The following is a 12,932-nucleotide window of genomic DNA, read 5'->3' as shown; positions in this document are numbered from 1 at the left end:
AAAGAGGCCGCAATGGGTTGGTTCACGCGCAAGAAGGACGCAGACGTCACGCTCCAAAAGGAGGTACTGCCTGAGGAGCTGCAGGAGCGCCGCGAAGTGGTGAACAAGCCCGCTGCGGACAAGAAGCACGGCCCCTACGACATCTCCGAGCGAAAGATTCGCCCCGGCTACCTGGACATGGGGCCGCTGAAGATCATGCAGCTGCCGGGGGTGGCGCTGCGCCTGGACGTGGCGCCGGACCGGCAGACCGTGCTGGGCGTGAGCTATCCGCTCGGCAGCAGCGACCTGAACCTGGCGGTCTTTGCCGCGCCGCGTTCCGGCGGGCTGTGGCGGGAGATCCGCGAGTCCATGGCCGACCAGATGGTGGCCGACGGCGGGCGTGCAGAGATCGTTACCTCCTGCTTCGGCAAGGAGATCCGCGCCCAGATCCCGGTGCAGTCCCCGGACGGCAAGCGGGCCGTGGTGCCTATCCGCGTGATTGGGGTGGAGGGGCCGCGCTGGTTCCTGCGCGCCATGATCCGCGGGCCCCTGGCGATGGCGCCGCACGACCCGAACAAGCTCAACCCGGCGGAGAACATCCTGTCTGCCACCATCGTGGATCGCGGCAGCGAGCCCATGCCGCCCCGGAAGGTGCTGGCCCTCCAGCCGCCCACGGCGCGCATCCCGGCCGCCGCCACCGCCGCCCTGTCGCTGGACCCGAACGACGCTCGGGGCCCGGAGATCACCGAGATTCGGTGACGGCCAGCGCGATCGGGCCGCGCACCTACGGGGAGGCCACGGCCCGCGTCTTCTCCGTCACGCACCCCGCCCATGGTGGCGATGTGCGATTCCGGGCCGTGCTCCTGGACGGCGAGCGGGCGTTGACCGTGGAGTGGATCGGGCGGGCCGACGTGCCCGGGGTGCGCCCCGGTGTGCTGATGCGAGTGCGCGGCATGGTGGTCAACCGCCCGGGCGGTCCGGCCATGCTCAACCCGAGTTACGACCTGCTGCGGGAGGACCAAGATGACTAGCAAGGTGAACGGTGGCCTGCTGGGGCAGGTGGGGCAGCAGTCCTTCTCCCTGAACGAGGCCGTGGGTGGACCGTTGGGGGTGCTGGAGTCCCTGGCCCCCGGCACGGCCTTCATTGCCTGCTTCCTGCTCACCGGGCGGATCGGGCTGGCCCTAGCCATCGCCGGCTCTATCACCGCCGTCTTCGTGGTGCTGCGCCTGGTGCGCCGCTCCACCCTCAAGGGCGTCTTCTCCGGCTTCATCGGCCTGGCGGTGGGCGTGGTGTGGGCCTACCGCACCGGCCGCGCCGAGGACGTCTACCTGCCCTCCATCCTCATCAACGCCGCCTACGGCAGTGTCGTGGCGATCTCCGCCCTGATCGGCTGGCCCATCCTGGGAATGTTCCTGGGTGTCATCCACGGCCGCCCGCTTTCCTGGTACCGCACGGCCTCCGCCGGTTTCAAGCGGGCCGCCCTGCTGGCCACCTGGCTGTGGGTGGCGGTCTTCGCGGTGCGCCTGGGCGTGAAGGTTCCCCTCTACCTGTCCGGCTCCACCGGGACGCTGGGCGTCTTCCACCTGCTGCTGGGCCTGCCGCTGTTCGCGCTGGCCGCGTGGGGCAGCTGGCTGCTACTGAGCGGCTGGGCGAAGGAGGCCGCGCAGGACGGCAAGGGCGTCGGGGCCGGCGGCCTTGCCGATGACCAGCAGCAGTGAGTCCCCGCTAGAGAGCACCTGGTCCGCCAGGGCGGGCACCGGGCGGCCCTCCTGCACTACGGCCGTGACGGCAACGTCGGCCGGCAGCTCCAGCTCGATCAGGCGCTTGCCCTCGCTGACCGCCCCCGGCAGCAGCGTGCCCTGATACACCTGCGCCCCGGACTGGAAGGCCCCCAGGCGCACCAGCTCGCCGGCGCTGACCGCCTCCTCCACGATCCTGGTCATGATCCGGGGGGTGGAGACGGGCACGTCCACGCCCCACGAGGAGTCGAACAGCCACTCGTTGCGCGGCTCGTTCACGCGCGCCACCACGCGCGGCACCCCGAACTCGGTCTTGGCCAGGAAAGAGATGACCAGGTTGGCCTTGTCGTCCCCGGTGGCGGCCACCAGCACGTCGCAGGAGGCCGTGTCCGCCTCGTCCAGCGCGTCGGGCGCGCACGCGTCGCCAAGCACCCACTCGGCGCTGGGCACCGTGGAGATCTGCATCTTCCCGGGCCGGTTCTCCACCAGGGTGACCTCGTGGCCGGCAGCGATCAGGTCTGCGGCGATGGTGCGGCCCACGGAGCCGGCCCCAGCAATCACTGCGCGCATTAGTCCTCCTGCGGCGGGGTACCCAGCAGGCGGGTGACCCTATCGATCTGGCTGGTGGGTATCAGGAAGAAGACGTCGTCGCTCTCCTGGAAGACGTCGCGGCCCCCGGGCAGGCGGGTCACGCCGGCGCGGGTCAGGTAGGCCACGCGGCCGCCCACCCGCTCCTCGATCTGCGCGTACGGCGTGCCGATCCAGGCGGAGGAGACGATCGGGTTGCACAGGCTGACCTCGCCGGAGGCGTCCTGGTGGATCACGCTCAGGTCGGTGGGCAGCAGCATGTGGGCCATGCGCTGGGTGGTCCAGCGCACGGTGCCGACGGTGGGGATGCCCAGGCGCGTGTAGAGGTCTGCGCGGCGCGGGTCGTAGATGCGGGCCACCACCCGCTCCACCTTGAAGGTCTCGCGGGCCACGCGCGCGGCCAGGATGTTTGAGTTGTCGCCGTTGGTCACTGCGGCCAGCCCGTAGGCGTGCTCGATTCCGGCGCGAATCAGGGTGTCGCGGTCAAAGCCCAGGCCCGTGATCCGCCGGCCCTCGAAGCTCTCCGGGAGCCGCTCGAAGGCCTCCGGGGCGCGGTCGATGATCGCAACGGAGTGGCCTTGTTCCTCTAGCCGGGTGGCCAGCGCGGTGCCTACGCGGCCCGCGCCCACAATGACGATGTGCACGCCGCCCAGTTTAACGGTCACGCGCCCACGCGGCCCCAAGGGCAGGTGGCGTAACATGCCCGCGTGGCAGAAAAAGAAGCATCCTCACCCGTGGGCGGCGCGATAAGGGCCGTGGCAGGCACGGTGCGGATCGTGAGCGCCGTGACGTTCGTGCCGGAGCTCATCTTGCTGGCCGCCCTGGCCACCCCGTTCTTCGCGGTGCGCCTGGGGATTTTTGGCGCGGTGCTCGCCGTGGTGGCGGCCGTGCTGGTGGCGGTGCGGAGAATGCGGCTGCCCGGCGGGGACGTGATGGCCGCGGCGATCTACCTGCCGCACTGGGCGCTGCGCATCGTCACCTCTGCCCGGGTGGTGGACTACGCCGCCGCCACCGCGCTGATCGCCGCCGTGGCGGGCATGTACGTGCGGGCGCTGTTCCCGCGCCTGCCGGAGGTGCTGATCTCCCTGGTGATCCTGGCTGCCGTGAGCCTGCTGCAGCTGCTCACCCCGCGCGGCATGGTGCGCCGCGCCTCGATAGCGGCCGTCGTGGTCGGTTTCGTCACCTCGGTGGTGCTGCTCTCCCTGGGCGTGCTGCAGGCCTACATGGCGGGGCGCGTGGACGTGGCGGTGCGCGCCGGCCTGCTGGAGCCGGGGGACAACGAGCCGCTGTTCGAGCGCCTGGCCCGGGTGGCCTTCGGCAACTCTCTGCCCGTGTGGATCATCATCGCCCTGGCGGTGGCCGTGCTGGTCTCGGCCGGTGTGGCCACGCTGGAGGGCCTGCCGGTGTTCATGCGCCGCCTTGGCCGCGAGTCGCTGGTGCCGCGCCAGCTGCGCCGCGCCGGCAATCGCCTGGCGGAGGTCTTTGGCGTGCTGGCCGCCTCCGGTGGCGCGGCGATCTTGCTGGTGGCGGCCCGCGCGGACGTGGGCACCATGGTGGCGGTGTTCCTGCTGTCCTGGTCCGTGTCCTTCTGCCTGGGCAAGTGGGCGCTGGTGCGCTTTGCCAGCCACACCCTTTCCGTCTCCGGGGTGGTGCGTGAGCGCCGCCGCGCCAAGTTCACCCGCCTGGTGGCGGGCGTCGCGGCCGTGCTCAGCGGCGTGCTGGCGGTGGCCTCGGTGGCCTGGAGCCCGCTGATCGCCCTGGCGGTGGTGGCGGTGATCGCGCTGCTGTGGGTGGCCCAGGGCATGGTGGCCCGCTCCTACCAGCTCACGGACGCGGAGCTGAAGCAGGCCAGTGCCGCCCCCGCGCGCGGCATCCCGCCCCGCACCCACGCCTTCGTGCTGCTGACGGACCTAACCCTGGCCACGCACCGCGCCATCGCCTACGCCCGTGCCGCCCGCCCGCACACGCTGCAGGCCCTGTGCGTGCTGACCGGCGGATTCGACGGGGCCCAGCTGCGCCGCCGTTGGGAGGCCCAGCAGCTGCCGGTGGACCTGACCTTCGTGGACGCCCCCGACGGCGAACTGGCCCGCGCCGTGCAAAAGCACGTGGACGTGGTGCGGGCCGGCAACCCCAACGACCTGGTGATGGTGTACGTGCCCGAGCTGCTGCCACGCACCCGCCTGGAGGCGCCGCTCTACAACTACACCACCGGAAAATTGCAGCGCGCCCTGGCCGGCCAAGAGGTGGTTATCGCCACCGTGCCCTGGCAGTTGGGGGCCGACGCTGCCGCGCCTACCTCCGGCGCAGAGCAGACCGCAGCGAGCGCAGCGCCCGGTCCCGACGCGACCAGCAAAGGCGAGAGCAAGTGAACGAAGAACTAGCCCTTGAGATCGGGCCGATCGCCCACGGCGGCCACTGCGTGGCCCACACCGAGGACGGCCAGCTGGTCTTTGTGCGCCACACCGCCCCGGGGGAACGGGTGCGCGCCCGCGTCACCAAGCGGGGACGCTACTGGCAGGCCGACGCCGTCGAGGTGCTGGAGCCCAGCGTCCACCGCGTCCCGAGCGTCTGGCCGGCCGCCGGCCCCGGCGGGGTAGGCGGAGCGGAGTTCGGTCACCTGGAGCCCGGCTACCAGCGCGAGCTGAAGGCCGAGGTGATCACCGACTGCCTGCGCCGCACCGGCTCCAGGGCCCTGGCCGAGCACGTGGCCCAGCGGGTGGGCGCCGTGACCGTCTCGGCAGTGGAGGCAGTGGAGGCTGCGGCCGGGCAGGACGGCCAGGGCGGGCAGCATCGGCAGGTTGGGCAGCAGCGTCAGGGTGGGCGCACCCGCATCGAGGCGGTGGTCAACGCCGAGGGCCGCCTGGCCATGCACCGGCACGCCAGCCACGAGCTGGTGGAGCTGACCGACATGCCCCTGGCCGTGCCCGAGCTGCGCGAGCTCGGCCTGTTCGGGCCCGACTCGCCGTGGCGCAAGCTGTGGCGCCCCGGCGACCGGGTGCGGGCCGTGGCCCCCTCCGCCAGCCCGGTGCTGGTGGGCATCGAGGGCAAGTTCTACACCGCGGACCGCCAGGAAGCCCCCGCCACCGTGGTCGAGCGCGTGGACAGCCCGGTGGGGGAACTGACCTACCAGCTGGACGCGGCCGGCTTCTGGCAGGTCCAGCGCGGCGCTCCCGCCGCCCTGGTGGCCGGGGTGATGGACCTGGCCCGTCCCCAGCCCGGAGAGCGGATCCTGGAGCTCTACTCCGGGGCCGGCCTGTTCTCCCAGGCCCTCGGGCGGGCCGTGGCCACCGGTAGCGGTGGGAGGAAGGCGGGCGGCGGCAGCGTCGTCACCGTAGAAGGCTCCCCGCGCGCCGTGCGGGCGGCCCGGCGCAACTGCCACGGCCTGCCCGTCACCGCGCTGTCGGGCAGCGTGGACCCGGCCGGAATCACGAAGGCCGCCGCCAAACTGGGCGGCCAGGTGGACCTCGTCGTCCTGGACCCGCCGCGGGCGGGCGCTCGCGGCCCCGTGATGAGGGCGGTTTGCCAGCTCGGTGCGCGCGCAATCGTGCTGGTCGCCTGCGACCCGGCCGCCCTGGCGCGGGACTGCGAGGCGGCCACCCAGGAGGGGTACTGGCCCACCCAACTGCGGGCGTGGGACCTTTTTCCTAACACGCATCATGTGGAATCCATGGTGCTGCTCCAACCGGTGGGCAAGTAACGCCCCAACAAAACCGCCCAAACGCGCCACTTTTCCCGAAATGAGCGTGAAAACACGGCCCTGCCGGTAACTTGTGGGCGGAAGTTGCCGAGCAAGGGAGCGTTAATGAGCGTTAACTCTTTTGGAGCCAAGTCCACCCTCACCGTAGGGGAGAAGGACTACCAGATCTTCCGGCTCGACGCGGTGCCGGGCCTTGACCAGCTCCCCTACAGCCTGAAGGTGCTCGCAGAGAACCTGCTGCGCACCGAGGACGGTGCCAACGTCACCCGCGCCCACGTCGAGGCCCTGGCCAACTGGGACCCGACCGCAGAGCCGGACACCGAAATCCAGTTCACCCCTGCCCGCGTGGTCATGCAGGACTTCACCGGCGTGCCCTGCATCGTCGACCTGGCCACCATGCGCGAGGCCGTGGCGGAACTGGGCGGCGACCCCACCCGCATCAACCCGCTCGCCCCGGCGGAGATGGTGATCGACCACTCCGTGCAGATCGACGTCTTCGGCACCGCCGACGCCTTCCAGCGCAACGTGGAGCGCGAATACGAGCGCAACGGCGAGCGCTACCAGTTCCTGCGCTGGGGCCAGGGCGCATTCGACAACTTCCGCGTGGTCCCGCCCGGCACCGGCATCGTGCACCAGGTCAACATCGAGTACCTGGCCCGCACCGTCTTCACCAAGCCCGAGGCCGACGGCACCGTGGTGGCCTACCCGGACACCTGCGTCGGCACCGACTCCCACACCACCATGGTCAACGGCCTGGGCGTGCTGGGCTGGGGCGTGGGCGGCATCGAGGCCGAGGCGGCCATGCTGGGCCAGCCCGTCTCCATGCTCATCCCCAAGGTGGTCGGTTTCAAGCTCTCCGGCGCCATCCCCGCCGGCGCCACCGCCACCGACGTGGTCCTCACCATCACCCAGAAGCTGCGCCAGCACGGCGTGGTGGGCAAGTTCGTGGAGTTCTACGGCGAGGGCGTCAGCGCCGTGCCGCTGGCCAACCGCGCCACCATCGGCAACATGAGCCCCGAGTTCGGCTCCACCGCCGCCATGTTCCCCATCGACGACGTCACCCTGGGCTACCTGCGCCTGACCGGGCGCTCCGAGGAGTCCATCGCCCTGGTGGAGGCCTACGCCAAGGCCCAGGGGCTGTGGCACGACCCGTCCCGCGAGCCCAAGTTCTCCGAGTACCTGGAGCTGGACCTGTCCACCGTGGTGCCCTCCATCGCCGGCCCCAAGCGCCCCCAGGACCGCATCGAGCTCTCCGCCGCCAAGGAGGCCTTTGCGCAGGCGATCGGCACCTACGCGCCGCAGGGCGAGCGCGGGGACGTGCCCGTCACGCTCGAAAACGGCACCGTCACGCGCCTGAACCACGGCGACGTGGCCATCGCCTCCATCACCTCCTGCACCAACACCTCCAACCCGTCCGTCATGCTGGCCGCCGGCCTGCTGGCCCGCAACGCCGTGGCGCGCGGCCTGAAGTCCAAGCCGTGGGTGAAGACCTCCATGGCCCCCGGCTCCAAGGTGGTCACCGACTACTACACCAAGGCCGGCCTGTGGGGTGACCTGGACGCGCTCGGCTTCAACCTGGTGGGATACGGCTGCGCCACCTGCATCGGCAACTCCGGCCCGCTGCCCGGCCCCGTCAGCGAGGCCGTGCGGGAGAACGACCTGGCCGTGTGCGCCGTGCTCTCCGGCAACCGCAACTTCGAGGGGCGCATCAACCCCGACGTGAAGATGAACTACCTGGCCTCCCCGCCGCTGGTGGTGGCCTACGCGCTGGCCGGCACCATGGACTTCGACTTCGCCACCCAGCCGCTGGGCCAAGACCCCGACGGCAACGACGTGTTCCTGGCGGACATCTGGCCCACTCCGCAGGAGGTGCAGCACACCATCGACACCGCCATCGACCGCGAGATGTTTGAGGACTCCTACTCAGACGTCTTCGCCGGCGACGAGCACTGGCAGGGCCTGGACACCCCCGAGGGAGACACCTTCGCGTGGGACGCCGCCTCCACCTACGTGCGCAAGCCCCCCTACTTCGAGGGCATGGGCATGCAGACCACGCCGGTACGGGACATCGAAGGTGCGCGTGTGCTGCTCAAGCTGGGCGACTCCGTCACCACCGACCACATCTCCCCGGCCGGCTCCTTCAAGCCGGAGACCCCGGCCGGCAAGTACCTGCTCGCCAACGGCGTGCAGCCGCGCGACTTCAACTCCTACGGCTCTCGCCGCGGCAACCACGAGGTCATGATTCGCGGCACGTTTGCCAACATCCGCATCCGCAACGAGGTGGTGCCCGGCGTCGAGGGTGGCTTCACCCGCGACTTCACCCAGGCCGAGGCCCCCGTCGCCACGGTGTACGACGCCGCCCAGAACTACCTGGCCGCTGGCACGCCCCTGGTGGTGCTGGGCGGCAAGGAGTACGGCTCGGGCTCCTCGCGCGACTGGGCCGCCAAGGGCACCGCCCTGCTGGGCGTCAAGGCCGTCATCGTGGAGTCCTTCGAGCGCATCCACCGCTCCAACCTGATCGGCATGGGCGTGCTGCCGCTGCAGTTCCCGGCCGGACAGACCCGCGACACCCTGGGCCTGACCGGTGAGGAGACCTTCACCATCACCGGCATCGAAGCGCTCAACGAGGGCGTCACCCCCAAGACCGTGCACGTGCGCGCGCAGCGCGAGGGCGGCCAGGCCATCGAGTTCGACGCGGTGGTGCGCATCGACACCCCCGGCGAGGCGGACTACTTCCGCCACGGCGGCATCCTGCAGTACGTGCTGCGCCAGCTGGCCTCCGCGTAGAAACCTGGGGTGCGCGAAGAGTGGCGGCCCGGCGGGAGAGATCCAGCCGGGCCGCCGCCTTGTGCCGGGAAAGCCCGGTGAGCCTCAGCGTCGGGCGCGCCGCCTGTCCAGGAAGCGCGATCCCCACGAGGACTGCTTGCCCTGCTCCAGGGCCCGCAGCTGGGCCCGGCGCATCTTGCCCACCAGGTCGGGCTGGGAGATCCAGCCGATCACGCACCCGGCGTCGTCCAGCACCGGCACGCCCTCCGGGCCGCCCGGCAAAAGCCGCTTGAGCACCTGCGAGGGCAGGCAGTGCGCGGGCACGCTCACGTGGTTGAGCGGCAGGGTGGCCAGGGTGGGGGCGGTGGGCGCAACGTCGGCGGCCAAGGCCAGATCCAGGGCGGTCACCACCCCCAGGAACTCGCCCTCCAGGGAGCCGCCCCGGCAGACCGGCAGGGCGCTCACTCCGGCCTGGCGCATGGTGCGGGCGGCCTCGTCGAGCGTGGTGGCGGGGGAGAGGACGGCGGGCACGGCCCCCATCAGCTGCTGGGCGCTGCGCCGGCCCAGCAGGGTGCGGTCCACCGGCTGGGTAAGCGCGTCGCCCCGGCGGCGCAGCTTCTCGGTGTAGATAGTGGCGCGGGTGAGGTAGCGGGAGGCGGCCGTGGCCAGCACCACCGCCAGCATGAGCGGAAGGATAAGCGAGTACTGCTCGGTCATCTCCACGATGATGAGCACGCCGGTCAGCGGGGCCCGGGCCGCGCCCGCGAAGGCCGCCCCCATGCCGATCACGCCGTAGACGGCCGGGGAGGCGTCAGTCAGGTAGGCGATCGCCTGCCCGAAGGCGCTACCGGCCAGCGCCCCCAGGAACAGGGTGGGGGCAAACACTCCACCCGACCCGCCCATGCCGATGGTCCAGGAGGTGTAGATGGCCCGGCCCAGCACCAGCAGGAGCAGCACGCCGATCGAGTACTGCCCGCTCAGGGCGGCCAGCTGCACCGAGCCGCCCGAGCCGTAGAGCACCGGCGCGGCCACCAACCCCGCCCCCAGCACCAGGCCGAGCACGGCGGGGCGGGACCACTCCGGCAGGCGCAGGAATCCCCACAGCCAGTCGATGGCGTCCTCTATCAGGTAGAGCAGCTTGGAAAAGCCCAGCCCCACCAGGCCGGCCCCGACGCCCACCAGGGCCACCCAGCCCATGTCGGTCAGGTCCGTCATGGTCAGGCTGGCCCCGATGTCCACCATCGTGTGCGAGCCCTGGATGGCGCGCGCCGTGACGGAGGCAGCGACGGAAGAAAGCACCACGTAGCCAAAGGACTCCGCAGAGAAGGCCGCCAGGATCACCTCCAGGGCGAACACGGCCCCGGCCAGCGGCGCGTGGAAGGTGGCGGCGATGCCACCGGCGGCGCCGGCTGCGGCCAGGAGCACCACGCGGGAGGTGGGTAGGCGCAGGCCCCCGGCGATCGAGGAGCCTAGGGCGGCGCCCACCTGCACGATCGGGCCCTCGCGGCCGGCCGAGCCACCGCCGCCGATGGTGAGGGAGGAGGCGATCAGCTTGACCACCGCCACGCGCCCGGGGATGCGCCCGCCGTTCTTGGCCACCGCCAGCATCACCTCGGGGATGCCGTGCCCGCGCGCGGAGGGCGCGAAGCGGGCCACCAGCGGGCCGTACAGGAGCGCGGAGATGACCGGCAGGAACAGCAGGAATACCCAGGCGGGCAGCCCCAGCCAGCTGTGGGCTGCCCCGGCGTGGCCGGCGTAGTCGGCGTAGCCCGTGCCCAGCCAGGACCAGCCCCGGATCATCAGGTCGAACAGGACGGAGGCCAGGCCCACCAGCACGCCGATGCCCACGGCCACCACGGCCAGGGCGGAGCGGTGAGCGGCCACCAGCTGGCGCACGCGGTCAGCGGGGGAGGGCGGCGCGGGGCTGGCCGCGCCCGGGGAGGCGGCAGGAGTGTGCTTGGCTGGGCGGGAGGGGCTGTGAGAGGCGCGCATGTTCGGCATGGAGGGAATCTGGTCGCGGGCAAAAGGTTGGGGCGGCCGGTTGCTCACCGGCCGCCCCATTTTCCCGCTAAGCGGAGATATTGACCAACTCCGGCTGCTCCACCGGCAGCCCGAAGACCTGCTGGTAGAAGCACAGCTCGGTGGCGATGGCGTCGCGGATGGAGGTGGCCAGGCGCAGCCCGTGGCCCTCTCCCTCGTAGATCTTCAGGGCGGTGGGCAGCCCGGCCGCCAGGCGGGCCTCGTAGAGCTGCTGGGCCTGCTTGAGCGGCACCACGGGGTCGGAGTCGCCCTGCAGCAGTAGCAGCGGGGCCGGGTTGGTGCCGACGTTGTTCAGCGGGGAGCGGCGGGCAAGCTCGGCTTGCCCGGCGGGGCTGGACCCGTCCACGCCCACCAGCCGGTCAACGTAGTAGCGCTCGAACTTGTGCGTCTCCGCCCGCAGCCCGGCCAGGTCGGTGACGCCGAAGGCGGAGGTGGCGGCGGAGAACACGTCGCTGCGCTCCACGGCGCGCAGCGCGGAGTAGCCGCCGGCGGAGGCGCCGCGCACGGCGACGCGCTCGGGGTCCACCAGGCCCTGCTCGGTCAGGTAGCGCACGCCGGAGGCGATGTCCTCCACCTCGGCGATGCCCCACAGGCCGTCCAGGGCCTCGCGGTAGGCGCGCCCGTAGGCGGTGGAACCCCGGTAGTTCACGTCCAGCACCGCAAATCCGCGCGAGGTCCAGAACTGCACGCGCAGGTCCAGGCCGGAGCGCGCGGCCGCAGTGGGGCCGCTGTGCACGCTGACCACCAGCGGGGGCAGCTCGCCCTCGGGACCCTGGTGGGTGGTGGAGTGGGGGGCGTAGTAGAAGCCGTACACGGTCTGGCCGTCGCCGGCCTCCCAGCTGATCTCCTTGGCCACGGAGACGTCCTGGTCGTCCATCCGCTCGTCGGAGGAACGTCGTAGGACCGTCACGTCGCCGCCGCTGACCTCGATGACGGCCGGGCGGTGGGTGTCGTTCTCCGCCAGCAGCACCACGCGCCCGGCGGAGGTGGCCACGTTGCCGGAGGGCTGCCAGCCGATCGGCCACTCCTCGCACTCGCCGTTGGCCAGGCGGATCGAGCCCAGGTGCCAGATGCCGTCCACGGCCCAGGAGCACACGATGTGGTCCTCGTCCAGGAAGTCGTAGGTGTGCAGGCCGATGATCCACATGGCCACGGAGAAGGTGCGGTCGGCGGGGTGCAGGGGGCGCACGCGCGGCTTGCCGTCCGCCAGGCCCTCCACGCGGTAGAGGTTCCAGTAGCCCGTCTGGTCGCACACGTAGACCAGGTCGCCGCCTGGGCTCCAGCGGGGCTCCACCACGGAGCAGTTCTCGCCGCCGCAGATCACCTGCTTGTCCACGGCGTGGCCCTCGAAGTCGAGGTTGGCCACGCACAGGCGGGAGGAGTTCCACGGCATGTGCGGGTGGTCCCACTCCATCCAGGACAGCATGGTGCCGGCGGGGTTCAGGTCGGGTGCCGCCACGAAGTCGGGGCCGGAGACGATCACGCGGATCTCGTCGGCCTCACGCCCGGCGCTGCCGTCCAGCGGGATGGCGACTAGGTCGTTGATGACGCCCTCGGGGGTGTGGCGCTCGCGCACCGCGTAGACCAGGCCGCGCACCGTGTCGATGGTGAAGTCGGCGTAGCGGTGGCCGATCGCGGGGGTGAGGGGGATCAGGGTACGGCGGGCGCCGGCCGGCTCGAGCTTGTAGACGCGCCCGTCCCCGCCGTGGGAGACCACCACGACGCCCTCGGCGACCGCGTAGGCCTTGCCGCCGTACTCGTGCACGCGCGTGCGCACGTCCACCAGCTCGTTCTCCGGCGTCATCGGCAGGATCTCTTGGGTGATGCCGTCGCTGCGGCGGTGCAGCAGCACCTGGCGTCCTCCCTGGGTGGCGCGTCCCTCCACCCAGTAGGTGTCCGCGCCGTCCACGCGAACCTGGGAGAGCTGCACGTTGCGACCGCTGATGAGCTCCGGCGTGATGGCGGAGGGCCAAGTGCCGTAGGGGGCGATAACGCGAGAAGTTGCCATGAATCACTCCTTTGGATCAGGTTCATCGTAGTGGTCTAGCCCGGTTTGCGGCAGGAACTAAGACAGCCTGTTTGGCGAGGCCACCCGGCGGGCCCGCCCTGGGGGCGCGGCGCT

10 protein-coding genes are annotated in these 12,932 nt (G+C 71.4%); 6 read left to right on the top strand and 4 right to left on the bottom strand.

What is annotated here, in order from left to right:
• The first annotated feature begins 12 nt into the window (after window positions 1-12).
• The 3 genes from ABYF38_RS01185 to ABYF38_RS01175 are packed head-to-tail and all read left to right on the top strand — an operon-like array spanning window position 13 to window position 1,698.
• The gene (locus tag ABYF38_RS01185; RefSeq protein ID WP_371152301.1) at window positions 13-738 is read left to right on the top strand and encodes a DUF3710 domain-containing protein; all 726 of its coding nucleotides are present in this window, start codon (window positions 13-15) and stop codon (window positions 736-738) included.
• A complete protein-coding gene (locus ABYF38_RS01180) occupies window positions 735-1,010 on the top strand; it encodes a hypothetical protein (RefSeq protein ID WP_371152300.1) in 276 nt (91 codons plus the stop codon). Before ABYF38_RS01185 ends, ABYF38_RS01180 begins: the two co-directional genes overlap by 4 nt.
• A complete protein-coding gene (locus ABYF38_RS01175) occupies window positions 1,003-1,698 on the top strand; it encodes a DUF3159 domain-containing protein (protein WP_371152299.1) in 696 nt (231 codons plus the stop codon). The genes ABYF38_RS01180 and ABYF38_RS01175 overlap by 8 nt, the downstream gene beginning before the upstream one ends.
• Here the strand turns inward: ABYF38_RS01175 and ABYF38_RS01170 are convergent.
• Window positions 1,615-2,289 carry a potassium channel family protein gene (locus ABYF38_RS01170; RefSeq protein ID WP_371152298.1) on the bottom strand — a complete coding sequence of 225 codons (675 nt, stop codon included), beginning with the start codon at window positions 2,287-2,289 and terminating at the stop codon, window positions 1,615-1,617. The two genes, ABYF38_RS01175 and ABYF38_RS01170, sit on opposite strands and share 84 nt — an antisense overlap.
• Window positions 2,289-2,951, bottom strand: a complete 663-nt coding sequence (locus ABYF38_RS01165; RefSeq protein ID WP_371152297.1) for a potassium channel family protein — start codon at window positions 2,949-2,951, stop codon at window positions 2,289-2,291. Before ABYF38_RS01165 ends, ABYF38_RS01170 begins: the two co-directional genes overlap by 1 nt.
• A gap of 63 nt (window positions 2,952-3,014) precedes the next feature.
• Here ABYF38_RS01165 and ABYF38_RS01160 point away from each other — a divergent pair, with 63 nt between their 5' ends.
• The 3 genes from ABYF38_RS01160 (at window position 3,015) to acnA (ending at window position 8,791) form a co-directional block, all read left to right on the top strand.
• The gene (locus ABYF38_RS01160) at window positions 3,015-4,676 is read left to right on the top strand and encodes a hypothetical protein (RefSeq protein ID WP_371152296.1); all 1,662 of its coding nucleotides are present in this window, start codon (window positions 3,015-3,017) and stop codon (window positions 4,674-4,676) included.
• Window positions 4,673-6,004, top strand: a complete 1,332-nt coding sequence (locus ABYF38_RS01155; protein WP_371152295.1) for a class I SAM-dependent RNA methyltransferase — start codon at window positions 4,673-4,675, stop codon at window positions 6,002-6,004. Before ABYF38_RS01160 ends, ABYF38_RS01155 begins: the two co-directional genes overlap by 4 nt.
• A 105-nt stretch (window positions 6,005-6,109) precedes the next feature.
• The gene (gene acnA, locus ABYF38_RS01150; protein WP_371152294.1) at window positions 6,110-8,791 is read left to right on the top strand and encodes an aconitate hydratase AcnA; all 2,682 of its coding nucleotides are present in this window, start codon (window positions 6,110-6,112) and stop codon (window positions 8,789-8,791) included.
• Between the two features lie 84 nt (window positions 8,792-8,875).
• On the opposite strand, the gene ABYF38_RS01145 is transcribed toward acnA, so the two are convergent.
• The gene (locus ABYF38_RS01145; RefSeq protein ID WP_371152972.1) at window positions 8,876-10,762 is read right to left on the bottom strand and encodes a chloride channel protein; all 1,887 of its coding nucleotides are present in this window, start codon (window positions 10,760-10,762) and stop codon (window positions 8,876-8,878) included.
• 76 nt (window positions 10,763-10,838) lie between these two features.
• A complete protein-coding gene (locus ABYF38_RS01140) occupies window positions 10,839-12,818 on the bottom strand; it encodes a prolyl oligopeptidase family serine peptidase (protein ID WP_371152293.1) in 1,980 nt (659 codons plus the stop codon).
• Window positions 12,819-12,932 lie beyond the last annotated feature (114 nt).

This window comes from Buchananella sp. 14KM1171, from assembly GCF_041380365.1.
Taxonomy (GTDB): Bacteria; Actinomycetota; Actinomycetes; order Actinomycetales; family Actinomycetaceae; genus Buchananella; species Buchananella felis.
Note: the sequence above shows the minus strand (reverse complement) of the source record. Positions and strands in the feature narration are given on the sequence as shown.